Source organism: Deinococcus sedimenti (assembly GCF_014648135.1).
In the GTDB taxonomy this organism is placed as follows: domain Bacteria; phylum Deinococcota; class Deinococci; order Deinococcales; family Deinococcaceae; genus Deinococcus; species Deinococcus sedimenti.
In genome coordinates this window covers 1,057,127-1,079,638 of sequence record NZ_BMQN01000001.1, presented here as the reverse complement: position 1 = coordinate 1,079,638, position 22,512 = coordinate 1,057,127, and the positions used below count along the sequence as shown (strand labels likewise).

At 69.5% G+C, this 22,512-nt stretch carries 22 protein-coding genes; 13 read left to right on the top strand and 9 right to left on the bottom strand.

Going from position 1 to position 22,512, the window contains the following annotated elements; translation table 11 throughout:
• Positions 1 to 41: 41 nt before the first annotated feature.
• The 4 genes from rpsP to ftsE form a co-directional block, all read right to left on the bottom strand.
• Entirely contained in the window at positions 42 to 290 is a 249-nt protein-coding gene (rpsP, locus tag IEY69_RS05410) for a 30S ribosomal protein S16 (RefSeq protein WP_110830192.1), read from the bottom strand.
• Between the two features lie 218 nt (positions 291 to 508).
• On the bottom strand, positions 509 to 1,942 hold the full coding sequence (locus IEY69_RS21920) for a murein hydrolase activator EnvC family protein (protein ID WP_189072063.1): 1,434 nt from the start codon (positions 1,940 to 1,942) through the stop codon (positions 509 to 511).
• Positions 1,939 to 2,802: a cell division protein FtsX gene (locus tag IEY69_RS05400; protein ID WP_189072062.1), complete on the bottom strand. Its 864-nt coding sequence runs from the start codon at positions 2,800 to 2,802 to the stop codon at positions 1,939 to 1,941. The genes IEY69_RS21920 and IEY69_RS05400 overlap by 4 nt, the downstream gene beginning before the upstream one ends.
• A 133-nt stretch (positions 2,803 to 2,935) precedes the next feature.
• Positions 2,936 to 3,619, bottom strand: a complete 684-nt coding sequence (gene ftsE, locus IEY69_RS05395; protein ID WP_058976591.1) for a cell division ATP-binding protein FtsE — start codon at positions 3,617 to 3,619, stop codon at positions 2,936 to 2,938.
• A gap of 170 nt (positions 3,620 to 3,789) precedes the next feature.
• Between ftsE and IEY69_RS05390 the strand changes: the two genes are divergently transcribed.
• The 4 genes from IEY69_RS05390 to IEY69_RS05375 all read left to right on the top strand — a co-directional run bounded on the left by IEY69_RS05390 (position 3,790) and on the right by IEY69_RS05375 (position 8,925).
• A complete protein-coding gene (locus IEY69_RS05390) occupies positions 3,790 to 5,109 on the top strand; it encodes a S41 family peptidase (RefSeq protein ID WP_373290989.1) in 1,320 nt (439 codons plus the stop codon).
• A 122-nt stretch (positions 5,110 to 5,231) separates the two neighbouring features.
• Positions 5,232 to 6,536 (top strand): S1C family serine protease, encoded by a 1,305-nt coding sequence (locus IEY69_RS05385; RefSeq protein ID WP_189072061.1) that lies wholly within the window; start codon positions 5,232 to 5,234, stop codon positions 6,534 to 6,536.
• 236 nt (positions 6,537 to 6,772) lie between these two features.
• Positions 6,773 to 8,275: a 4-alpha-glucanotransferase gene (malQ, locus tag IEY69_RS05380; RefSeq protein WP_189072060.1), complete on the top strand. Its 1,503-nt coding sequence runs from the start codon at positions 6,773 to 6,775 to the stop codon at positions 8,273 to 8,275.
• 92 nt (positions 8,276 to 8,367) lie between these two features.
• A complete protein-coding gene (locus IEY69_RS05375; protein WP_189072059.1) occupies positions 8,368 to 8,925 on the top strand; it encodes a cob(I)yrinic acid a,c-diamide adenosyltransferase in 558 nt (185 codons plus the stop codon).
• 57 nt (positions 8,926 to 8,982) lie between these two features.
• Here IEY69_RS05375 and IEY69_RS05370 read toward each other — a convergent pair whose 3' ends face one another.
• Genes IEY69_RS05370 through pdxR form a run of 5 tightly spaced genes read right to left on the bottom strand, consistent with a single transcriptional unit; the run spans position 8,983 to position 13,340 of the window.
• Positions 8,983 to 9,792, bottom strand: a complete 810-nt coding sequence (locus IEY69_RS05370) for an ion transporter (protein ID WP_189072058.1) — start codon at positions 9,790 to 9,792, stop codon at positions 8,983 to 8,985.
• Positions 9,789 to 10,952, bottom strand: coding sequence for a glutathionylspermidine synthase family protein (locus IEY69_RS05365; protein ID WP_189072057.1), 1,164 nt, complete (start codon positions 10,950 to 10,952; stop codon positions 9,789 to 9,791). The genes IEY69_RS05370 and IEY69_RS05365 overlap by 4 nt, the downstream gene beginning before the upstream one ends.
• Complete coding sequence (locus IEY69_RS05360; protein WP_189072056.1) at positions 10,949 to 11,386, bottom strand: hypothetical protein; 438 nt, start codon at positions 11,384 to 11,386, stop codon at positions 10,949 to 10,951. Before IEY69_RS05360 ends, IEY69_RS05365 begins: the two co-directional genes overlap by 4 nt.
• A gap of 59 nt (positions 11,387 to 11,445) precedes the next feature.
• A complete protein-coding gene (locus IEY69_RS05355) occupies positions 11,446 to 11,814 on the bottom strand; it encodes a hypothetical protein (RefSeq protein ID WP_189072055.1) in 369 nt (122 codons plus the stop codon).
• An 8-nt stretch (positions 11,815 to 11,822) separates the two neighbouring features.
• Positions 11,823 to 13,340, bottom strand: coding sequence for a MocR-like pyridoxine biosynthesis transcription factor PdxR (pdxR, locus tag IEY69_RS05350; RefSeq protein ID WP_189072054.1), 1,518 nt, complete (start codon positions 13,338 to 13,340; stop codon positions 11,823 to 11,825).
• Between the two features lie 18 nt (positions 13,341 to 13,358).
• Here pdxR and IEY69_RS05345 point away from each other — a divergent pair, with 18 nt between their 5' ends.
• The 9 genes from IEY69_RS05345 to ilvN all read left to right on the top strand — a co-directional run bounded on the left by IEY69_RS05345 (position 13,359) and on the right by ilvN (position 22,461).
• The gene (locus tag IEY69_RS05345; RefSeq protein WP_189072053.1) at positions 13,359 to 13,826 is read left to right on the top strand and encodes a GNAT family N-acetyltransferase; all 468 of its coding nucleotides are present in this window, start codon (positions 13,359 to 13,361) and stop codon (positions 13,824 to 13,826) included.
• The gene (locus IEY69_RS05340) at positions 13,823 to 14,443 is read left to right on the top strand and encodes a DJ-1/PfpI family protein (protein WP_189072052.1); all 621 of its coding nucleotides are present in this window, start codon (positions 13,823 to 13,825) and stop codon (positions 14,441 to 14,443) included. The genes IEY69_RS05345 and IEY69_RS05340 overlap by 4 nt, the downstream gene beginning before the upstream one ends.
• Positions 14,440 to 15,072 carry a pyridoxamine 5'-phosphate oxidase family protein gene (locus IEY69_RS05335; protein ID WP_189072051.1) on the top strand — a complete coding sequence of 211 codons (633 nt, stop codon included), beginning with the start codon at positions 14,440 to 14,442 and terminating at the stop codon, positions 15,070 to 15,072. Before IEY69_RS05340 ends, IEY69_RS05335 begins: the two co-directional genes overlap by 4 nt.
• Entirely contained in the window at positions 15,065 to 15,532 is a 468-nt protein-coding gene (locus IEY69_RS05330; protein ID WP_189072050.1) for a hypothetical protein, read from the top strand. The genes IEY69_RS05335 and IEY69_RS05330 overlap by 8 nt, the downstream gene beginning before the upstream one ends.
• Positions 15,529 to 16,419, top strand: coding sequence for a DMT family transporter (locus IEY69_RS05325; protein ID WP_189072049.1), 891 nt, complete (start codon positions 15,529 to 15,531; stop codon positions 16,417 to 16,419). The genes IEY69_RS05330 and IEY69_RS05325 overlap by 4 nt, the downstream gene beginning before the upstream one ends.
• Before the next feature lie 226 nt (positions 16,420 to 16,645).
• Positions 16,646 to 17,896 carry an acetylornithine/succinylornithine family transaminase gene (locus IEY69_RS05320; protein WP_189072048.1) on the top strand — a complete coding sequence of 417 codons (1,251 nt, stop codon included), beginning with the start codon at positions 16,646 to 16,648 and terminating at the stop codon, positions 17,894 to 17,896.
• Positions 17,897 to 18,121: 225 nt separating this feature from the next.
• Positions 18,122 to 19,825 (top strand): VanW family protein, encoded by a 1,704-nt coding sequence (locus IEY69_RS05315; RefSeq protein ID WP_189072047.1) that lies wholly within the window; start codon positions 18,122 to 18,124, stop codon positions 19,823 to 19,825.
• A gap of 291 nt (positions 19,826 to 20,116) precedes the next feature.
• Entirely contained in the window at positions 20,117 to 21,865 is a 1,749-nt protein-coding gene (gene ilvB / locus IEY69_RS05310; protein ID WP_373290988.1) for a biosynthetic-type acetolactate synthase large subunit, read from the top strand.
• On the top strand, positions 21,862 to 22,461 hold the full coding sequence (gene ilvN, locus IEY69_RS05305; RefSeq protein ID WP_189072046.1) for an acetolactate synthase small subunit: 600 nt from the start codon (positions 21,862 to 21,864) through the stop codon (positions 22,459 to 22,461). The genes ilvB and ilvN overlap by 4 nt, the downstream gene beginning before the upstream one ends.
• Positions 22,462 to 22,512 lie beyond the last annotated feature (51 nt).

Genomic DNA, 22,512 nt, shown 5'->3' with positions numbered 1-22,512 from the left:
AAAAGCCCCCGCGAGGGGGGCTTCACGTTCCGGTCCGGACCTCAGGAAACCTTGACGCCCTGGCTCTTGAGCAGGCGGCGGGCGGTCTGGGTGGGCTGGGCGCCGTTGGCGAGCCAGTACTGGGCGCGCTCGACGTTCACCTTCAGGTAGTTCTCGGTGGTCTTGCGGGGGTCGTAGTGACCCAGGTTCTCGATGTACCCACCGTCACGGGGACGGCGCGCGTCGGTGACGACGATGCGGTAGTGGGGGTTGTGGGTGGAACCGAAACGGGACAGGCGAATCTTGACCATGGGAATCTCTCCAACTGAGGTATTTGAGGGTAAAGCTCCCGCTAGGATCACGGGGAAATGCGCCCGTCAGCAGCCAACCGGTAAGCGCACCGAAGAAGAGTATCAGACCGCCGGGGCAACCGGCAAGGGGACCTCGCCACGACCTCAACAGGGCGAGAGGACGCCACTCCACGCTCCTGAACAGAGCGCCACCTCGGGGCGGCGCGGCAGAGCGCCGGTCAGAAACCTGGCGCGACGGGCTGCCCACCCTGCCGCAGCTGGAAGGCCATGTTGCCCGGTCCGATGATCGAGCTGCCCCCCACCGCCCCCAGGGGCGTGCCGCGTGCCACGCGGTTCCCCACGCTGATCAGCGGGTCACGCAGGCCCAGGTAGGCGCTGACACTGCCGCCGTGATCGATCAGAACGACCCATCCCAGTGACGCGTACGACGTGACGGCCAGGACGTTGCCCCCGTCGGCCGCCACCACCTGCTGCGCGCCGGTCAGGACCGTCCAGGGGGCGCCGTTCGCTCCGAAGGGTGCCAGGACCCGCCCGCCCGGCAGCGGGAACCCGGCAGGACTGCTGACCGGCGGCAGCGGCGCCAGCTGCTGCTCGACCTGCTGCTGCGCCTCCTGCACCTGCACCTGACGCTGCGCCAGCGCCTGCTGTTCACGCTGCAGGCGTGCTGCCCGGTCCGCCTGCTCCCGCTGAAGCTGCGCGGTCCTGGCCTGCTGAGCCTGTTGCGCCTGCCGGGCCGCAGCCACCTGCGCCTGCCGCAGCTGAGCGGCCCGCAGCTGAGCCAGACGGGCCGCCTCCTGCCGGGCGCGTTCCTGCGCCTCGCGGATGCGCCGCGCCTCGGCCTCGCGGCGGCGACGTTCCTCTTCCAGGCGGCGCTGCCGCTCGGCCTCCAGCCGTTCGCGCTCCGCAACGACCTGACCGACCAGTTGATCGACCTGCTGCGCGGCCAGCGCCTGCTCCGCGGACCGCTGGGCCGCCAGGGTCCGCTGGCCCTGCTCACTGGCCCGCAGCTGGGCCAGCAGGGCGTTCTGCCGGGCGCGCTGCGCCTGCAGCGCCGTCAGTTTGCCCGCCCGCTGCGTCTGCAGGGTCCTGAGACTGGCGGCCTGCTGTTTCTGAACGCGTTCCTGATCGCGCAGGGCCGTGATCTGGCCCTTCAGGCCGGCCAGCACCTGGGTCTGGAACGCGCCGGCCATGTTGGTGTACCGCAGGCGGATCAGGAGGTCCGACAGGCTGCGCGACTGCGAGAGCAGCTGCAGGTACTGCCCGCTGCGCTGGCGGTAGATCAGGGCCATGACCTCGCGCACATCGCCCTGTAGCCGCTCGACCTGCGCGCGCGTGACGGTCAGCTGCTGGGTGGTGTCGGCCAGCTGCCGTTCCGCCAGCGCCACCCGGGCCGTAACGGTCGCGAGTTCGTTCTCCAGCTGGGCGGTCTGCCGGGCCAGATCGTCGAGTTGTGTCAGGGTCTGCCGCTGCTGCGCCGTGAGGTTCTCGATGCGGGCGCGGGCCGCTGCCAGTTCCTGCGCCTTCTGTACGCTGAGCTGCCGCTGCTGCTGCAACTGCTGCTGCAACTGGTCCAGGCGGGCGCTGGTGTCCTGCGCGGCCGCCACGCCCAGCAGCAGGATCAGGGCCGCCGCGCGTGCCGGGCGTGCGGTCACTCCAGCTCCTGCAGGTAGCGGCGCGTGGCGAAGATGCTGCCCAGCAGACCGATCAGGATGCCCAGGCACGCCACGCCGCCCAGCAGCGGGGCCAGCGTACCCGGATCGCGCACGACGGGGAAGACCGGCGCGAGCTGCTGCACACGCTGCGTGAGGCTCAGGTACGCCGGGGTCAGGATCGCCAGCGCCAGGGCGGCCGCCAGGGATCCCACGATCAGGCCCTCCAGCACGTGCGGCATGCGGATGAACCCGCGCGTGGCGCCCAGCAGGCGCATCACGCTGATCTCGTCCCGGCGGGCGTACATGGCCACCCGCACTGCGTTCAGAATGTTGAACAGGGTTCCCAGCAGCAGCAGGCCTACCAGCAGGTAACCGGCCAGCCGCACGGCGCTGAGGGTGCGGACCGTGGAGTCCACGTACCCGGCGCCGTACTCGACGTCCTCCACGCCGGGCAGCGCACCGATCTGCGTGGCGACCGTTCGGGTGTCACCGACCCGCGCGACCCGCAGGCGCAGCGTGTCCGGGTAGGGATTCCCGACCAGTTCAGCCGCGTCCCGCGCGAACGGGGAGTCCTGGGTCATCTCGGTCAGGACCTCCTCGCTCGTCACCAGCCGGGCCTCCCGCACCTGCGGAATGGCACGCGCCTGCGCGAGCAGCGCCTCGTCCTGCGCGTCCGGGCGCAGGAAGGCTGCGACCTCAACCTGGGATTCGAGCTGCTCAATGGTGCGGTTCACGTTCAGCGTGAGCAGCAGCACGAAGCCCAGCATCAGCAGGGTCAGCGTCATGGTCATCAGGGTGGCCAGGGTCGCGGTGACGTTGCCGCGCATGGCCAGCAGCGCCTGCCTCAGGTGGTACTTCATACGACCCCCGGTTGAACGGGCGCTTCAGACCGTTCGACCCGAGCGGAGGCGAGTGGAAGCAGGGCCGATTCCGGGCGTGGATGCGGCAGCGCGGTACCTTTTCGGGCTGTCGATGAGACAGACGGAAGCCGCGTCACAGCGCGTACCCGCCGTACGGGTCGTCGCGGACCAGTTTGCCCTTCCGGAGCGTCAGCGTGCGGTGCCGGAACGTCTCCACGAGGTCTTTGGCGTGCGTGGCGACGATCACGGTCGTGCCGCGCAGGTTCACGTTCTGCAGGACCTTCAGCACCTCGCGGCTGTTGTCCGGGTCGAGGTTGCCGGTCGGTTCGTCCGCCAGCAGCAGGGGCGGGTTCCCGACGATGGCCCGCGCGATCGCCACGCGCTGCTGCTCGCCCAGCGACAGCTGCAGCGGCAGCGCGTATTTCTTGTGCTCCAGACCCACGGTGCGCAGGGCCGCCGTGACCCGCTGCGGCCACTCGCGCTGCGGCACGCCCGTCACGCGCAGCGCGAACGCGACGTTGTCGAAGGCGTTCAGGTGCGGCAGCAGCAGGTTGTCCTGAAACACTGTGCCCATGCGGCGGCGCAGCAGTGACGTGCGCCTACCCCGGTACGCGGAGAGCGGCTCGCCCGCCACGCGGACCTCGCCGCGGCTGGGCAGCGCCCGCTTCAGCACCAGATTCATGAAGCTGCTCTTGCCGGCGCCGGAATGCCCGACGAGGTACACGAATTCGCCCTTGCCGATGTTCAGCGACACGTCATCCAGGGCGAGGGTGCGGGTCACGGGGTACTCCAGGGTCACGTGCTTGAAATCGATCACGCCGCTCCCCCCGCAGGGTGAACAGGCGGTAAGTGGGTGCGCTTGGTCATGCTTGCGGCCCAGGATAGCCCACGCCTGCGTCCCTGCCGTGAAAGAGTGCCCATTGATGCCCCGCCGGGACCGTGACGTGCACTTACGTTCGTTTCACCGAGCCGCTCTATTCTGAGCGCGTGAACGCGAAACGCATGACCGCCGTGGGCGCCGCGCTGGCCGCAACCGCCGCCGTCGCCTACGCCCAGATGGGCGGCTACACGCCCGTCAACCTGAGCAGCAGCAAGGAGGGCAGGAGCCTCATCCAGGTGCTGAACGACCTGAACCGCTATTACCTGTACCAGGTGGACCAGGACAAGGTCCTGCGCGGCGCCATCACCGGCGCGCTGGGCAGCCTGGGGGACGAATTCACCTACTACAGCGAACCCGAGGACAACGCGATCGACGCCGCGAACCTCCAGGGCGAATTCTTCGGGATCGGGGTGACGCTGGTCGCGGCGAACGCCGACGGCACGGGCGGCAAGATCGACAACGTCTTCAAGACCGGCGCGGCCTCCACCGCCGGCGTGCAGATCGGGGACGTGTTCCTGAAGATCGGCGACAAGGACGTCAGCAGCGTCAAACTGAACGAGATCGTGCGCCTCGTGCGCGGCGAGAAGGGCACCCCGGTGACCGTGACCTTCGCCCGTGACGGCAAACCGTACACCGTGAAGATGGAACGCCAGCCCGTGCAGATCGTCAGCGTGGAACAGACCGTCCTGCCCGGCAACGTGGGGTACATCGCGCTGAACACCTTCTACAACGAGAAGGCCAGCGAGCAGTTCCGCGCCGCTGTGGCCGACATGAAGAAGAAGAACGTGCAGAAACTGATTCTCGACCTGCGCGACAACGGCGGCGGCCTCCTGAACGCCGGGGTGGACGTCGCCGACCAGTTCCTGCAGAGCGGCCCGATCGTCAGCCTGCGCGACCGCGCGAAGAACACGCAGGTGTTCGGCAGCGCCACCAACAGCCCCACCGACTACACCGGGAAGCTGGTCGTGCTGGTCAACAAGAACAGCGCCAGCGCCAGCGAGGTCGTGTCCGGCGCGCTACAGGACACGGGCCGCGCGAAGATCATCGGCGAGCAGACCTTCGGCAAGGGCGTCGCGCAGACCCCCATCACCCTGCCCGACGGCGGGAAGGCCGCCATCGTCAGCAACGAGTGGCTGACCCCCAAGGGCCGCCAGATTCACAAGAAGGGCGTCACGCCCGACGTGGAAGTCAAGGACACCCGCTTCACCACGCCCGTGAACTTCAGCGGCAGCGGCGTGAAACCCGGCGAGAAACTCACGCTGACCGTCGAGGGCAAACCCGTGACCGTCACCGCCGACAAGGACGGCAAGTTCAGCTACACCGGCGAGGTCAAGCGCCCCACCCGCAGCGCCCAGCAGGGCGAGGCGGTCGTGGACGTCGTGAACGACGCCATCCTGAAGAAGGCCATCGAGGTGCTGGGTCAGTAACCCGCGCGGCACGGTACAGAAGGGGGCGGTTCTCCAGATGGGGGGCCGCCTCCTGCCGTTCCTGAAGACGGCCCCACCCGCGTTTTAACCGACGTGTAACCCCGCCTGGGCAGACTGCGCGCATGAACAAGACCCTGTCCATCCTGGCACTCACCGGCTCCCTGGTCCTCGGCGGACTGGTCGGCTACGACATCCGCGAGCGGAACGCCGCCCCGCAGGCCACGGCAACTGCCGCACAGGAACAGACCGCCGATGCGACGTCCGGTCAGATGGTGCAGACCCTCGCGCAGCCCTACGACAACGCCAGGGCCCGCACGGAATCCGAGGCGAACACCGTGCAGATCGTCAAGGAGCGACGGGACGGCCTCGTGTTCATCAGCGTCACGGAACAGGACTCCAGCAGCGCCCAGGCCCAGCTGCGCCAGCGCCTGCAACAGCAGCTGCCCTTCGACTTCGGCCTGCCGGACGACCGTCAGGGTCAGGCGCGGACCGGGACCGGCAGCGGCTTCTTCGTGACCAGTGGGGGAGACATCATCACGAACAATCACGTGGTCGAGGGGGCCAGCGAGATCACGGTCCGCCTGCACGGCAGCAAGAAGACCTACAAGGCGAAGGTCGTCGCCCGCGCCCCTGACTTCGACCTCGCCCTGATCCGCGCCGAGGGCGTCCCCAGCAGCGAGATCAAGGCGCTGCCGCTCGGCAACAGCGACCAGCTGGACGTGGGCCTGAAGGCCATCGCCATGGGCGCCCCGTTCGGGCTGGACTTCAGCGTCTCCGAGGGCATCATCAGCAGCCTGGAACGGCAGGTGCCGGTCGGCACGAAGGGCGTGAACCAGAACGTCATCCAGACCGACGCCGCCATCAACCCCGGCAACAGCGGCGGCCCGCTGCTGAACAGCGCCGGTCAGGTCATCGGCGTGAACACCCAGATCCTCACCGGTGGCATCGGCCAGAGCGCCGGGGTGGGCTTCGCGATTCCCGTGAACACCGTCAAGAAACTCCTGCCGGAACTGCAGGCCGGGAAGGGCACCGTCATCCAGACGCCCAGCCTGGGCGTGGGGATCAGCGACGTCGCCAGCCTGAGCGCCGCCGAGCGCAAGCAGGCGAACCTGCCCGAGCAGGGCGTCCTGATCGGCCGCGTGTACCAGGGCAGCCCGGCCGCCGCCGCCGGCCTGAAAGGCAGCCGGACCATCACCGACGAGTCCACCGGTCAGCGCACCACCCTGCCCGGCGACGTGATCACCGCCGTGGACGGCCAGCCCCTCACGGGCGTGGAGCAGCTGCCGCAGCAGATCATCAGCCGCAGGATCGGCGAGACCGTTACCCTGACCGTCATCCGTGACGGGCAGAAGCGCGACGTGAAGGTCACCCTGAAAGCCTTCGATCTGGCCGCCGCCGCGCAGCGTGAGGATGCGCAGGAACAGTAAGCGCCGCTGGGGGGGGAGGCCCGGGTATGTCCGCCTGGGCCTCCCCGCCTCTTGTCGGAGCCCGCCGGGGTGGATTGAATCGGCCCAGACAGCGATGTTGGGAGCGTAGACCGCCGGACTGGCGGCGTGAAGTGAGTGCAACTTTGCCCCCGGCGGAAGGCGCGGTAGTATCTGAGGCGTTAACTGGAATCACTTCCACACCCGTTCCACGACCGTTCCACCGGAGGCTCCCTTCCATGACCATCCCACGATCCAGCGGCGTCCTGCTGCACCCCACCAGCCTCCCCGGCCCGTTCGGCATCGGCGAACTCGGCCAGTACGCCCGCGCGTTCGTCGACTGGCTCGCCCTGGCCGGACAGAAGTACTGGCAGGTCATGCCGCTGGGCCCCACCGGCTACGGCGACAGCCCCTACCAGGCGTTCAGCGCCTTCGCCGGGAACCCCTACCTGATCGACCTGAACGCCCTGCGTGAACACGGCCTGCTCGAGGACAAGGACTTCAACGTCCTGCCCGAATTCAACCCCGGCAAGGTCGACTTCGGCCAGCAGTACGTGTGGCGCAACCAGATGCTCGAACGCGCCTACGCCCGCTACGCCTTCGGGGACGCCCAGCACCTCAAACCCGACTTCGACGCCTTCAAAGCCGAGGAAGCCGACTGGCTGGACGACTACGCGCTGTTCATGGCGCTGAAGAACGCCCACGGCGGCCTGCCCTGGAACGCCTGGGAGTCCGGTACCCGCGACCGCCACCCCCAGGTGATCGACAGCGCCCGCACCCGCCTGAAGGAAGAGATCGAACGGGTCAAATTCATCCAGTTCCTGTTCTTCCGCCAGTGGACGGTCCTGCGCCGCTACGCCGCCGAGAAGGGCATCGAGATCATCGGGGACATCCCGATCTTCGTCGCGATGGACAGCAGTGACGCCTGGGCGAACCGCGACCAGTTCTACTTCGACGACCAGGGCCAGCCCACCGTCGTCGCGGGCGTGCCGCCGGACTACTTCAGCGAGACCGGACAGCTGTGGGGCAACCCCCTGTACAACTGGGACGTCATGCACCGGGACGGCTACCAGTGGTGGATCAAACGCTTCCAGGGCAGCCTGAAACTGTTCGACGTGATCCGCATCGACCACTTCCGCGGCTTCGCGGCCTCCTGGGAGATCCCGTTCCCCGCCGAGACCGCCATCCACGGCCAGTGGGTGCCCGCCAGGGGACACGAGATGTTCGAGGCCGTCCGTGACGCGCTGGGCACCCTGCCGATCATCGCGGAGGACCTGGGCGTCATCACGCCCGACGTGGAGAAACTCCGCGACGACTTCGACTTCCCCGGCATGGCTGTCCTGCAGTTCGCGTTCGGCGGCGGGGACTTCAGCGTGAACGACTTCCTGCCGCACAACCTGCGGGAGAATCAGGTCGTGTACACCGGCACGCACGACAACGACACCACCCGCGGCTGGTGGAAGGCGGCCGAAGAACTCGAACGGCACAACTTCCGCGTGTACACCAGCAGCGACCCCACCGAGGAGACCTTCGCGGCGCAGCTGACCCGACTGGCCTTCGAGAGCCGCGCCAAACTGGCCGTCGTGCCCCTGCAGGACCTCATGAACCTCGGCACCGAGGCCCGCATGAACCTCCCCGGCACCACCGGCCCGCACAACTGGACGTGGCGTTACGCCGCCGCCGACCTCCGCCCCGACCTCGCCCACACCCTGCGGGCACTGACCGAAGCCACCGGACGGTAAACACCGTCGAGAGGTGAAGGTTGATGGTTGATAGAGGGGGCACGCTCCTTCCATCGACCATCAACCTTTCCCCATCCACTACCCTGTGGGGCATGAAGCTCTACACCAAGACCGGGGACGGCGGCACGACCGGCCTGTACGGCGCGGACCGCGTCAGCAAGGCGAACATCCGCGTGGAAGCATACGGCACCGTGGATGAACTGAACAGCGCCATCGGCGTGACCCGCGCGCACGGCCCCAGCCAGGAGATGGACGCCGACCTGGAGTACCTCCAGAACGCCCTGTTCGACGTCGGCGCGGACCTCGCCACCCGCAGCGGCACCACGTACGAGAAGAAGATCAGCCGCATGGACGAACAGGACACCGCGTTCATCGAGGCGATGATCGACCGCTACCAGGAAGGCGCGCCGCCCTTCACGGGCTTCGTGCACCCCGGCGGCACCCCGGTCGCCGCGAGCCTGCACGTCGCCCGTACTGTCGCCCGCCGCGCCGAACGCGAGGTGATCCGCCTGCTGCACGAGGAGGACGCCAACGCGCATGTGCAGGTGTACCTGAACCGCCTGTCGGACCTGCTGTTCGTCATGGCCCGCGCCGCGAACCAGGCCGCCGGGGTGGGGGAACACGCGTGGCTGGTCAAGGGCCGCCGCTGAAACACGGTACGGAAGGGGGGCGACGTGCGAGTGCCGTCGCCCCCCTTCGTCACGCGGTTACTCCAGTGCCTTGCCGCAGTGCGGGCAGCACGCCACTGCGGTCTCCTGCTGGCGCAGGCGCGAGAGTTCCTCGGCGAACCCGCTGGCGATCATGCCCGCCGGGAGGGCCACCATGCCCACCCCGAACAGCATGATCAGCCCGGCCGCCGCCTTGCCCAGCGGCGTGGCGGGGTACACGTCCCCGTACCCGGTGGTGGTCAGGGTGACGACCGCCCACCACAGCGCCTGCGGGATGCTCTCGAAGCCCTTGGTGCCCGCGCTGGACTCCACCTGATACAGCAGGCTGGCGGCGATGAACACCAGGACCAGCACGATCAGCACCGTGGACAGCAGCTCCCCTGTCCTCTGCCGGATGACCCGCCCGATCAGCTGCAGCGAGTCCGAGTAGCGGCCCAGTTTCAGCAGGCTCAGCAGTTTCAACAGGCGCAGGCCGCGCAGGCTGGCCAGGGCGGTCGTGGCGGGCACCATGAGCGAGATCAGGACCAGCAGGTCGATGAGCGGCAGCGGCGACGTCGCGTAGCGCAGGTACGACCGGGGGGTGCCGTCGAAGCCGGGCCGCAGCGGCGTGACGTACAGTCGCCCCAGGTACTCCAGGCCGAACACGACCGCGCACACGTAATCGAACGCGCGGATGGCCGGGCCGTACTCCCGCGCGATGTCCGGGACGGTGCCCAGGATCGTCACCGCGATGGTCAGCAGGATCAGCGTGACGAGCAGCGCGTTGAACAGCCGCTCGGCGGGACCCGCCCCGTCGCTCGGGTCGAGGAACGAGTGCAGTTTCTCCCGGAAGGTCGAGGGTACACTCATCCGGGCAGCACCACGTGCGGCGCGAAGGTGGCGCGGTTATCCGTGACGCGCGAGCGGCCCTCGCGGATGCCCAGGCCGCACACCTCGTCCCCGGCGATCCACACGCCCAGCACCGGGTACCTCGGGCCGTCTGCGGCCTGCGCGGTGGGCAGTTCCGTGTACGCCTGTTCCACCACGGGCAGGTCCGCGTACGCGCCGGGCGTGCTGGCCTGACCGGGCAACTGCACGTTCTGGCCCTCGCGGGAGAACAGCGGTTTGCGCACCACGTCCGCCCCCAGCGCGCCGGGCGTCAGCGTCGCAGGCAGCAGGTTCGGGTGGCCGGGGTTCAGTTCGTGCAGCAGGGCCAGCAGCCCCTTGCTGCCGGTGACGGTCTTCCACAGCGGCTCGATGAAGCGCGTGCCGGTGCTCGCCAGGAACGCTGAATCCCGGGATTCCCACGCGAACTCGAACGGCCACAGCCACATCAGCTGCCGGATCGGCAGACTCCAGGTGTCCAGCAGGTACGCCTCCGTGGGACTGGTGCCCAGGTCCTCGGTGAAGATGAACGACGTGCGCAGCCCCGCCGCCTCGGCCAGTTCCCGCAGGTACGTGACGGTCGCGGCGTCCTCCTCGACGCGGGCGCTGCTGAACGCCACCTCGGTCAGGCCCTGCGCGGCCTTCAGGTGCGCCCACTGCTCGGTCAGACCCTCGTGGATGGTGTTCCACTGCGTCGCCCCGGCGGGCAGTTCACCCCGTGAGCGCTGATCCTCGAGCCACTGCCACTGACTGACCGCCGCCTCCAGCAGACTGGTGGGCGTCTGCGCGTTCACCTCCAGCAGCTTCACGCCCCCCTGCCCGTCATACGCGAGGTCCAGGCGCATGTACACCGTCGGGTCGTCCTGCTCCCAGGAGTCCCGCACCGAACTGTGCAGGAACTCAGGGATGCCGAGTTCCGCCATCCGCCCACGCTCGATGGCGTGCCCGGTGGCCTCCAGCACCAGAGTCGTGAGGTCCTGACTGGCCGCGCGCAGGTGCTCGATCTGCGCGGGAGTGAAGGCGTAGTAGCCGTCCTCGCTCCAGTACGGCACCGGATGTTCGGGCGTGGGCGCGAACCACGTGAAGCCCACCTCGCGCAGCCGCGCCTCCCAGTCCGGGCGGGGGGTGACGGTCCGCCGGATCATCCGACGTACCCGCTGCCCGAGCTGCTCGCGCGGGCCGAGGTGGTGAACCCGCCCCGCGACACGCTCGATGCGGCGTTCACACTTGACGTGGAGGTGCTGCTCGCGACCGGACGGCTGGACGAGGTCGAGGTCGTGCGGCTGACCGCGCGGGCCGCGACGCCCGCCGCAACCGCCCGGGCCACCTTGCTGGTCGTGCTCTTCTTGCCGGTCTTCAGCTTGACGCTGTCGTCGCAGTCGATCTCGCCGTCGAGTTCGAGTTCACACCCGTCCGGCACGGTCTGAGCCTGAACGGACGGTGCGGGGGCACTGGCCGAGCCGAGTGCGCCGTACTGCGCGTACGGTTGGTTCACCTGCTGCGCGGGCTGGTTCGCGCACGACGCGATCAGGGCGGGGAGGACGGCGGTCATCAGGGGCAGACTGAATTCTCTGGGCATGGGGGCTCCGGCGCGCGCCAGGGGAGGTGAGCGCAAAGAACGAGTGGGTGAAGTGGAGGTCAGCCGCCGAAGCTGCCCGAGCGGGCGCCGGACATGAAGCCGCCCCGGCTGACGGGCGCCTTGAAGTTGCCGTACGAGCCGCGTTTGCTGTCGTAGGTGAGGCCCGCGCTGGACACCTTGCCCAGCCGGTCGTACCCGACGTAGCGGGTGGTGCCGCTCACGACCCGCGTGTACGGGCCGTAGTACCCGCCGCCCGAGCGGTACACGCAGGGGTTGCTCAGGCCCCGGTCGATCAGGACGCGGTTGGCGATCAGGCACTGCTCGTAGCTGCTGTAGCTGGTGCGGGAGTACCGGTCGAGGTCGTTCCCGCAGGAGGCCAGCAGGACGGGCAGGGCCGCCATCAGCGGGAAGGTGAAGGACTTGCTCATGCTTCACATTACGGTGCGAGGCCCGCGCGGGTTGCACACCTTCGCAGGGTGCCCGCGATCACCCGCCCACCCGCCCCCGCCTGCGCCGCGCTGAGGCCCCCGTGCCCCAGCAGCAGCGCGTTCGGCGGCTCGCCCTGCGTGTACGTGTCCAGGGTGGTCACGTGCACGCCCTGCGCGGCCAGTTCGGCGGCCACGTCCCGCGCCGGGATCGCCGGGTGGAGGTGCAGGCAGACGTGCAGTCCCGCCTCGATGCCGCCCAGGTGCGCGACATCCTCCAGCCCGTCCAGCGCCTCCGTCAGGGCCGCGCGGACCTGCGCGTGCCAGCGGCGCGAGCGGCGGATGTGCCGGTCCACGTGCCCGCCGCCCAGCAGGTGTGTCAGCGCCGCCTGCACGGCTACGGGGGGCCCGAAGTCCAGCAGCGTCCGCGCCCGCACCAGCCGCGAGAGCAGTGACGGTGCGGCCACCACGAACCCCGTCCGCACCGAGGGCGTCAGGACCTTGCTCAGCGTGCCCAGGTACAGCACCCGCCCCCCCGCGCCCGTCTGCGCCGCCAGCGCGGCCAGAGGAGGCAGCGCGGGCGCACCGTAGCGGAACTCGCCGTCGTAGTCGTCCTCGACGATCAGTGCGTCGTGCCGCGCCGCCCACTCCAGCAGCGCCAGCCGCCGGGGCAGGCACATGCGGCCCCCCAGCGGGAACTGGTGGCTGGGCGTCACGTACACCAGCCGCGCGGCGGGCGTGTCCGCGTTCACGATCAGGCCGTCGGCGTCCACCGGGACGGGAACGACCTCGTGCCCGGCGTCCAGCAGGACCTGCCGCGCCGCGCGGTACCCCGGATTCTCCATCAGGACCCGCGACCCCGGCGGCAGCACCGAGCGCACGATCAGGTTCAGGGCGTGCAGCGTCCCGCCCGTCACCAGAAGGTCCTCCGCCTGCGCGCCCAGCCCGCGCTGCCGCCCCACGAACGCCGCCAGGGCCGCCCGCAGACGGTGCTCGCCCGCCGGGTCGGCGTAGTCTCCGCGCACGTCCTCGCGGGCGGCGTCCGCCCAGGCCTGCCGCCACGCCCGCAGGTCCAGGGTGGCCGTCCCGGTCACGCCCACCCGGAAGTCCAGCCCCGGCCGCGTACCCGGACCATCCACCGGCAGTGGTGGCGTGACCGGCAGCCACGCCGGCACACCCGCCACACCAGTCGGAACGTCTTGGGCGGGTGCGGGCGTCTCGTCGCGCACGCGGGTGCCGCGCCCTACCAGGGATTGCGCCGTGCCGTCCGCGAGGAGTTCTGCGTACGCCGTCTCCACGACGCCCCGCGTGACCCCCAGCGTCCGCGCCAGCGTCCGCGATCCGGGCAGTGGCGTGCCGCCCGGCAGCAGCCCCGACAGGACCGCCTCTCGAATCTGCCGGGCCAGCTGCGCGTGCAGCGCCTCCGTCTGGTCGCGGCGCAGGTCCAGCGGGAAGGGTAGCTCATCCGCACGGGCGGGCAGTGGCCCCCTGGTCTGAACGGGAAGTGGAGCTTTCGTGGGGGCCACCATGCCTCCTACTCTACGCCCATGACCGAACCCCGCGACCTCCGCCCCATCCCGCCTACGGAGGCGCATCTGGCCCTCCCGGCCCTGCGCGCCCTGCGGCCCGACTCACCACATACCGCCACACCGGACGCCCTGCGCGCGTTCCTGAGCACCACCCAGGCCGAGGGTTACGCGCTGGTCGGCGCCTTCGAACCGGGCCACGAGGAGGCCGCCGCCGTTGCCGGGTACCGCGTCATGCACCTGCTCTGGGCCGGGCGCACCCTGTACGTGGACGACCTGAGCACCCTCCAAGGCGCCCGTGGACGCGGCCACGCCCGCGCGCTGCTGCACTGGCTGGAGGGCCGCGCCCACGAACTGGGCTGCTCGGAACTCCACCTCGACTCCGGAGTGGGGGAGACGCGCTTTACGGCCCACCGCCTGTACCACCGCGCCGGAATGAACGTCACCGCGCACCACTTCAGCCTGCCGCTGAGCCGGGGGACGGCATGACCTTTACCGTCGGCATCCTGATCTTCGACGGCATCGAGGTCCTCGACCTGGGCGGTCCCTTCGAGGTCCTGAGTGTCGCCACGCGACTGGCCGGGCGGGACGGCGAGGCGGCGCCCTTCCAGCCGGTCCTGATCGGCGCGTCGGGTGCCCCGGCGGGCGGGCGCGGGGGCTTCCGGGTGCTGCCGCACGCCACGCTGGACGATCACCCGCCGCTGGACGTGCTGATCGTGCCCGGCGGCGTGATGGACGCGCCCCTGGCTGACCCGCGCGTGCGTGAGTGGGTCCAGGCGCAGGCGGCGCGGGTGGAGGTGCTGGCCTCGATCTGCACCGGCGCGTTCCTGCTCGCCTCTGAGGGACTGCTGGACGGGCGGCGCGTCACCACCCACTGGGAGGATCAGGCGGACCTCCAGGCGCAGTTCCCGGCGCTGACGGTCGTGCCGGACGTCGCCTGGGTGGACTCGGGCGCGGTGGTCACGTCGGGCGGCATCAGCGCGGGCATCGACATGACCCTGCACCTCGTCGAGCGGCTCCACTCGCGCGCGCTGGCCGAACGCACCGCCCGCCAGATGGAATTCCGCCCGACAGGCCAGGGGCTGCGAGACCGGGCGAACCCGTGAGCGGCTTCTACGACCCCGCGCAGCGCGACCCGAGCGTCAGCCGCCGCCCGCAGAACCGTCGGGACGACGCCTGGATCCAGGCGCTGCTGCTGCGCGTGCCGCTGGGCCGCGTGGCGACCGTCTACCGGTCCGAGGACGGCCGCGTGTGGCCGTTCGTGACGCCCCTGGCCTTCGCGTACCGGCCCGAAACGCACGACCTCGTGTACCACACGAACGTCGTGGGCCGCCTGCGCGCGAACACCGAGCAGGGCGAGGCGCAGGGCCACCCCGCGACCTTCGAGGTGACCGAGACCGGCGCGCTGCTGCCCAGCAACTCCCCGCTGGAACTGAGCGTGCAGTACCGCAGCGCCATGGTGTTCGGCACGGCCCGCGTCCTGCACGGCGAGGACGCCCGCGCGGCCCTGACCACCCTCAGCGAACGGGTCTTTCCTGGGCTGCGCGTGGGCGCGCACACCCGGCCCATCACCGACGCCGATCTGGCCCGCACCGGCGTCTATTCCCTGAGCATCGAACGCTGGAGCGGCAAGGAGAACTGGGCGGAATGCGCCGCGCAGGAGGACGGCTGGCCCGCCCTGCCCGCGCACCTTGCTCAGCTGCGCCCCAGTCACCCGGAGGCCACCCATGAGTGAACACGATTTCGACTTCCTGCACGGTGACTGGGTCATCCATAACCGTCGCCTGCGCGACCGTCTGGTCGGTTTGCAGGACTGGGAGGAATTCCAGACCGTCGCCCGAGTCCGCCCCGCACTGGGTGGCCTGGGGAACGTGGAGGACATCAACCGTCCGGACGGCACCCCGCTGGGCCTGACCGTCCGCGCCTTCGAGCGGACCGCGCAGCGCTGGACCATCCAGTGGATCGGCGCGTCCGACGGAGCGTTCCAGCCCCCCATGACCGGGACCTTCACGGCGGGCGTGGGCACCTTCTACGGCGAGGACGAGTGGAAGGGACAGCCCTGCCGCTGCCGATTCACCTGGCAGGTGCTGAGCCCCAGCGAGGCCCGCTGGGAACAGGCCCTCTCCAATGACGGCGGGGTCAGCTGGGAAACGAACTGGACGATGGACTTCCGCCGCTCCGGGAGCCGCGCGTGACGCGCCGCGACGCGCTGGACATGTTCCTGCTCTCGGCGTTCTGGGGCGTGTCGTTCCTGCTGATCCGCCTGAGTGGCGAGGTGTTCCCGCCCGTGTGGGTGGCGCTGCTCCGGTCCGTGTTCGGCGCGCTGGTCCTGATCGGGGCGCTGCGGCTGGGACGCCACAGCCTGCCGCCCGCGCGGCTGTGGAAACCGCTGCTGCTGGTCGCGCTGTTCAACAACGTGATCCCGTGGTCGTTCTTCGCGTGGGGCGAGCAGACCGTCAGTTCAAACATCGCGGCGATCATCAACGCCACCACGCCGCTGTTCGCGCTGCTGATCGGCCTGACCCTGCGCGACACCCGCCTGCGCGGCGTGACGCTGGCGGGCGTGCTGTTGGGCCTGGGCGGCGTCGCCCTCACGGTGTCCGGAGGCCTGGGCGGCGGGCACGCCACACTGCACGGCGTGATCATCCTGCTGATCGCCAGCCTGGGGTACGCGGTCGCCACCACCATCGCCAAACGCACCCTGGGCGGCCTGAACCCCGTGGGTCTGGCCACCACGCAACTGGGTCTGAGCAGCGTCATGCTGCTGCCCGTCGCGTTGATCGGCCCGGCGCCCGCGCCGCTCACCCTGACCGCCGTGGGCGCGGTGGCGTTCCTGGGTATCGTCGGCAGTGGACTGGCGTACCTGCTGTACTACGGCCTGCTGGCCCGCGTCAGCCCCACCCAGGTCACCGCCGTCACGTACGCGCTGCCCGTCTGGGGCCTGGGCTGGGCCGCCCTGGCCGGAGAGCCTGTCGGGGCGCTGTCCGTGCTGGGCGTGCTCGTGGTGCTCGCGGGGCTGGGGTTGATCAACCTGCCGCCGCGCGCGAAACGCGTTCCGGTGGCGGTGAGCTCTGACATGTGAGGGTCGCAGCGTCAACGTGTCCCATGGTTCGCAGCTCCGCACCCGTTTTCCTGCCGATTGCCAGGAGAATCCGCCATCTTGCCTGCCGTGTGCCATGATCGTGTCCCCTGGACACCCGCGCACCTGCCCTGTCCGCAGGGCCTACACTGTCGCATTCCGCCTGCGCACCGGCACGGCGAATTCAACCCACCCCGTTCATTCCCCACCCCGCACGGAGGACCCCCGCATGACCTCAACCCAGAGCAAGTGGCTCGAAGCCGAACTGAAGTACGACAGCCGCGTCGTCGGCAAGCACGAGGTCGTCATGACCCGCGGGCAGGGCAGCGTCGTCTGGGACGAAACCGGCCGCTCGTACATCGACTGCGTCGCCGGGTACGGCGTGGCGAACATCGGCCACTGCCACCCGGACGTCGTGAAGGCCATCCGCGATCAGGCCGAGCGGCTGCTCGTCATGCCCCAGAGCCTCCCGAACGACAAACGCGCCGAGTTCCTGACCGAACTGGTCGGCGTGACGCCCGCCGGGCTGGACCGCGTGTTCCTGTGCAACAGCGGCACCGAAGCCATGGAGGCCGCGAAGAAGTTCGCGATCACCGCCACGGGGCGCAAGCGCTTCGTGAGCATGAAGCGTGGCTTCTCGGGCCGCAGCCTGGGCGCGCTGGCGTTCACGTGGGAACCCAAGTACCGCGAACCCTTCGGTGAGGCCGTGGACAACCGCAACGTGGATTTCGTGACGTACGGGAACATCGAGGAACTGCGCGCCGCGATCACCGACGAGACGGCCGCCGTGATCCTCGAACCCGTGCAGGGCGAGGGTGGCGTGCGCCCCGCCAGCCCCGAATTCATCCAGGAAGCCCGCCGCCTGACGCAGGAGAAGGGCGCGCTGCTGATCCTCGACGAGATCCAGACCGGCTTCTGCCGCACCGGGAAGATGTTCGCCGCCGAGCATTACGGCGTGATCCCTGACGGCATGACCCTCGCGAAGGCCATGGCGGGCGGCGTGCCCATCGGCGCGTTCGTCATGACCGCCGACGTCGCCGACCGCATGCCCGCCGGGGGGCACGGCGGCACGTTCGGCGGGAACCCCCTGGCGATGGCCGCCGGGGTCGCCGCGATCCGCGCCATGAAACGCGAGGGCATGGCCGAGCAGGCCCGCGAGAAGGGCGCGTACTTCATGGAGCGACTGCGCGCCATCCAGAGCCCGAAGATCCGCGAGGTGCGCGGCATGGGCCTGATGATCGGCGTGGAACTCAAGGAGAAGAGCGCCCCGTACATCCACGCGCTGGAACACGAGGAAGGCGTGCTGACCCTCCAGGCGACCCCGCTGGTCGTGCGTTTCCTGCCGCCCGTCACGATCAGCCGCGAGCAGATCGACACGGTGGTCGCCGCGTTCGAACGCGTGCTGAACAGCGTGAATCCCCGCGCCGAACGGCAGGCGGAACTCGCCGCCGCGCAGAAGGAAGAGAAGCAGACCGAATAGGAGTCTGCACATCAGGGCCGCCTCTTGCCACCGGGCTGGGGGCGGTTTTCCGGTCCCGATCAGTGGAGTCCAGCTCTGCGGGGTGCGGCAGGACCGGCCGCTGTCCGGTCGGGGTGGACGCAGTGCCTCAACCGCCGAATGCAGCCCTTCATGAAGCCTTACCTGTCTGGCGAACGTGCACAATCCCCTGTCCTGGACGCGTGAACTTCCTTACACTGCCAACCGATGAAGGTCTGGGCCGCAGGAATCACCGCCGGAACCGTCGCGCTCCTCGTGGGGGGAGCGCTGGCGGTTGCCGCCACGCAGAACACCACCACCCTCGCTCCCGGCCTGCGCATCGCCGGAACGGACGTGGGCGGCATGACCCGCGAGCAGGCCCTGGCCGCCGTGGGCAGCCGCGCCGCCACGCCCCCGCAGGTCACTGTCACCGCCGGGAAGAACACCTGGACCCTCAGCGCCGAGAAACTCGGCTGGCACGCCGACGCGCAGACCAGCGTGGACGCCGCCATGAAGATCACTCAGGACCGCGGCGTACTGGAAAAACTTCAGGGCATGATCGGCCAGGCGCCCACCCAGGACCTTCCCCTGACTGCCGCCGTGGACGGCGCGAAGGCCCGCGCCACGCTGACCAGCCTGACCGCCGGGCTGAACACCGCCCCGAAGAACGCCAGCGTGTACTTCGACAAGGTCAGCAAACGCTACGCCGTGAAGGCCGACACTCCCGGCCTGAGCGCCGACGTGACGGGCGCCGTGAACACCTACGTCGCCAACCCGGACCTCACCGCGCTGACCGTGACGGTGAAGTCCACGGCAGCGAAACTCACGGCCGCGACCCTCAAAACTTACGTGGAGCAGGGCAACGCCATCGCCCGGCCCTTCACGGTCACGCTCGGTGGCACCACCCGCAAGGGCGGCCTGACCGCGTTGCAGGTCGCGGACCTGTACTGGGTTCGTGACAGCGGCATCGAACCCGACGAGAAGACCCTCAAGGCCGCGTTCGGCCGGCTGACCGACGCCATCGACCAGCCGGCGCTGAACGCCCGCTACGTCCTGCAGGGCGGCAAGCTGGTCAAGGCGAAGGAGAAGGCCGGACTGGTCACGGACCGTGCGGCCGCGTACGCCCAGTTCCGCAAGGCGGTCCTGGACCCCGCCGTGAAGACCGTCGTGTTCCCCAGCAAGGCCGACCAGCCCACCCTGACCATCGACAGACTCCCGGCCGCTGACAAGTTGCAGCTGATCGCCGTCGGGAAGAGCACGTACTACGGCAGCAGCGCCGCGCGCCGCACGAACGTCGCGAACGCCGCCTCCAAGATCAACGGCGCGGTCGTCCCGTCCGGCGAGGTCTTCAGCTTCCTGAACAGCCTGGGCGGCATCGACGCTTCGAACGGCTTCGTGGGCGGCCTGATCATCAGCGGGGGCCGCACTGTGGACGGCCTGGGCGGCGGCGTGTGCCAGGTCAGCACGACCGTGTTCCGCGCGCTGTACCAGGCGGGACTGCCGGTCGTGGAACGCAACCAGCACTCGTACCGCGTCGGGTACTACGAACCGCAGGTGGGGTTCGAGGCCGCCGTGTACGACCCGGGCCTGGACCTGAAACTGAAGAACGACACGACCGCCCCCATCCTGATCAAGGCGAACAACGACAACGCCAAGAGCACCCTGACCGTCGAGGTCTGGGGCGTCAAGCCGCAGCGGACCGTGACCGTCAGCCCCGCCGTGATCACGGCGCGCGTGCCGCACCCCGCCCCCAGATACGTGGTGAATACCGCCCTGCGTCCCGGCGTGGTCCGGCAGGTCGACTGGGCTGCCGACGGGTTCAGCCTCTACATCACCCGCACCATCAAGGACGCCAAGGGTGTGCGTACTGACAAGGTCAGCACCGTGTACAAGGCCTGGCAGGCGGTGTACGAAACCGGCCCCAGGAGTTGATGCTGAACGGTTGATGGTTGATGGAATCGAACTCCATCAACCATCAACTTTTGACTTTCAACTTTCCGCACGTACGAACGTCCGTTTGTTCCCGGCGCCGGAACGCCCGGCGGTCTAGACGCGCCTTGCACCCGGTTCAGACCGGGGCCTATGGTGGGTCCATGAGCGCGGCGATTGTGGTGGTACTTCTTGGCATCGGGGGAGTCCGAGGCTAGGCGTACGACCTACCCGCACACCCCCACCCACACCCGGGTGGGGGTTTTTCATACCAGCGCAGGCACGGAGGAGACCATGGCAGACAACGGCAAACAGCACGCCCCGCATCGGGGCGACATGACCGGCGCGAAGGCCCTGTGGGCGACCCTCGCGAACCACGGAATCAGCACCGTGTTCGGGTACCCCGGCGGGGCGATCATGCCCGTGTACGACGCCCTGACCTTCTACCCCGAGGTCCGGCACGTCCTGACCCGCCACGAGCAGGGCGCCGCGCACGCCGCCGAAGGATGGGCCAAGGCGACCGGCGAGATCGGCGTGTGCATGGCCACCAGTGGCCCCGGCGCCACGAACCTCGTGACCGGCCTGGCCGACGCGATGCTCGACAGCGTGCCGCTGCTGGCGATCACCGGGAACGTCGCGTCGCACCTGATGGGCACCGACGCCTTCCAGGAGGCTGACATCACCGGCATCACGCTGCCCATCACGAAACACAACTACGTGGTGCGGGACGTGGAGGAACTGCCCCGCATCGTGGCCGAAGCGATCCGCATCGCCCGGTCGGGCCGCCCCGGCCCCGTGCTCGTGGATATCCCCAAGGACATCCAGCTGGCCGCCTTCCACAGCGAGATTCCCGCCCCGCATGCCCGCCCCGAGGCGCCGGCCCCTAGCCCCGAGAGCATCGAGCGTGCCCTGGAGCTGCTGCGCGGCGCGAGGAAGCCCGTGATCATGGCGGGCGGCGGCAGCCTGGACGCCAGCGCCGAGATCACCGCCCTGGCCCGCGCCTGGGACATCCCGGTCATCACGACCCTGATGGGCCTGGGCGCGTTTCCCAGCAGTGACCCGCTGTGGCTGGGCATGCCCGGCATGCACGGCAGCGTCGCCGCGAACCGCGCGATCAGCGAGGCGGACGTCCTGCTGGGCATCGGCCTGCGCTTCGACGACCGCGTCACGGGCCGCGTGAACGGTTTCGCGCCGAACGCCGCGATCATCCACGTGGAACTCGACGCGGCCGAGATCGGCAAGATCATCCGCACCCACGTGCCCGTGCGCGGCGACGCGAAACAGGCCGCCCTCCTCCTGACCCAGGGGGCCGAGCCCACCGCCCGCCCCGAATGGCAGGCGCAGATCGAGGAATGGAAGGGCCGCACCGTCACGCCCGAAACGTACGGCGCCGGGTACGCCGTGAAGGCCGTCGTGGACCGCCTGCGGCCCGACGACATCCTGTCCAGCGACGTGGGGCAGCACCAGATGCTCGCCGCGCAGCTCGCCCGCTTCGAGAAACCCCGCCGCTGGATCAACTCCGGCGGGCTGGGCACCATGGGCTTCGGCCTGCCCGCCGCGATCGGTGCGGGCATGGCGGAACCCGGCGTGCGCTCGGTCGTGATCGCTGGGGACGGCGGCTTCCAGATGACCGCGCAGGAACTCGCCACGCTGAAGATGTACGACGTCCGCAACGTCAAGATCTGCATCATCAACAACTCGTTCCTGGGCATGGTCCGCCAGTGGCAGGAACTCTTCCACGAGAAACGCTACTCGGAGGTCTGGCTGGGCGACAGCAACCCCGACTTCATCAAACTCGCCGACGCGTACGACGTGCCCGGCTACCGCGCCACCACCGCCGAGGAACTCCCCGCCGCAATCGACGCGTGGCTGAGCGACCCCAAGAGCGCCCTGCTGGAAGTCGTCGTGCCGCACGAACACGGCGTGTTCCCCATGGTCCCCGCCGGTGCCGCGCTGTTCGAGATGATCGAGACCGAACCCGCCAAGAGCCCCGACCTGTCCGCGCAGATGCAGGATGCCGCCGAGGAGGCCAGCGAAGCATGACCGAAGTCCGAGACCACCTGCTGTCCATCCTGGTGCGCGACGAACCTCGCGTCCTGACCCGCATCACCGCCCTGTTCGGCCGCCGCGGCTACAACATCAAGAGCCTCAGCGTGGGCAGCACCGAACACCCCGGCGTGTCCCGCATGACCATCGTCGTCAGCGGCGACCGCGGCGTCGTCGAACAGGCCATCCGCCAGCTGGAGAAACTCCACGACGTCATCAAGATCATCGACCACAGCCTCGAGAAGTACGTGGACCGCGAACTGGTCCTCGTGAAGGTCGCCATCACCCCCGAGAGCCGCGTCGAGGTCCGCCAGATCGCCGAGGACTTCCGCAGCCGCATCGTGGACGTCGGCCGCCACGCCCTCACCTTCGAAGTCACCGGCGACGAGGGCAAGATCACCGCGTTCATCGAACAGATGCGCCCCTTCGGCATCCTGGAAACCATGCGCACCGGCCGCATCGCCCTGACCCGAGGCAGCAACGCCGACATCCCCGCCCACGTCTACCACGAGGGCGAAACGCAGGCCCTGCAACCCACCCTGGAAGTCCAGCCGCGCGAGGAACGCGCCCGCCACGTCCCCAACCTGTTCTAGGTCGATGGTTGAAAGTTGACAGTTGAAAGGAAACCGATCAACCATCAACTA

Coding starts and splice junctions, on each gene's coding strand:
- IEY69_RS05400 (WP_189072062.1), bottom strand. CDS start 2,802: ATGAAGTACCACCTGAGGCAGGCGCTGCTGGCCATGCGCGGCAACGTC.
- ilvN (WP_189072046.1), top strand. CDS start 21,862: ATGACCGAAGTCCGAGACCACCTGCTGTCCATCCTGGTGCGCGACGAA.
- pdxR (WP_189072054.1), bottom strand. CDS start 13,340: ATGGTGGCCCCCACGAAAGCTCCACTTCCCGTTCAGACCAGGGGGCCA.
- IEY69_RS05370 (WP_189072058.1), bottom strand. CDS start 9,792: ATGAGTGTACCCTCGACCTTCCGGGAGAAACTGCACTCGTTCCTCGAC.
- IEY69_RS05355 (WP_189072055.1), bottom strand. CDS start 11,814: ATGAGCAAGTCCTTCACCTTCCCGCTGATGGCGGCCCTGCCCGTCCTG.
- IEY69_RS05345 (WP_189072053.1), top strand. CDS start 13,359: ATGACCGAACCCCGCGACCTCCGCCCCATCCCGCCTACGGAGGCGCAT.
- IEY69_RS05360 (WP_189072056.1), bottom strand. CDS start 11,386: ATGCCCAGAGAATTCAGTCTGCCCCTGATGACCGCCGTCCTCCCCGCC.
- IEY69_RS05375 (WP_189072059.1), top strand. CDS start 8,368: ATGAAGCTCTACACCAAGACCGGGGACGGCGGCACGACCGGCCTGTAC.
- ilvB (WP_373290988.1), top strand. CDS start 20,117: ATGGCAGACAACGGCAAACAGCACGCCCCGCATCGGGGCGACATGACC.
- rpsP (WP_110830192.1), bottom strand. CDS start 290: ATGGTCAAGATTCGCCTGTCCCGTTTCGGTTCCACCCACAACCCCCAC.
- malQ (WP_189072060.1), top strand. CDS start 6,773: ATGACCATCCCACGATCCAGCGGCGTCCTGCTGCACCCCACCAGCCTC.
- IEY69_RS05340 (WP_189072052.1), top strand. CDS start 13,823: ATGACCTTTACCGTCGGCATCCTGATCTTCGACGGCATCGAGGTCCTC.
- IEY69_RS05330 (WP_189072050.1), top strand. CDS start 15,065: ATGAGTGAACACGATTTCGACTTCCTGCACGGTGACTGGGTCATCCAT.
- IEY69_RS05365 (WP_189072057.1), bottom strand. CDS start 10,952: ATGATCCGGCGGACCGTCACCCCCCGCCCGGACTGGGAGGCGCGGCTG.
- IEY69_RS05385 (WP_189072061.1), top strand. CDS start 5,232: ATGAACAAGACCCTGTCCATCCTGGCACTCACCGGCTCCCTGGTCCTC.
- IEY69_RS05315 (WP_189072047.1), top strand. CDS start 18,122: ATGAAGGTCTGGGCCGCAGGAATCACCGCCGGAACCGTCGCGCTCCTC.
- IEY69_RS05320 (WP_189072048.1), top strand. CDS start 16,646: ATGACCTCAACCCAGAGCAAGTGGCTCGAAGCCGAACTGAAGTACGAC.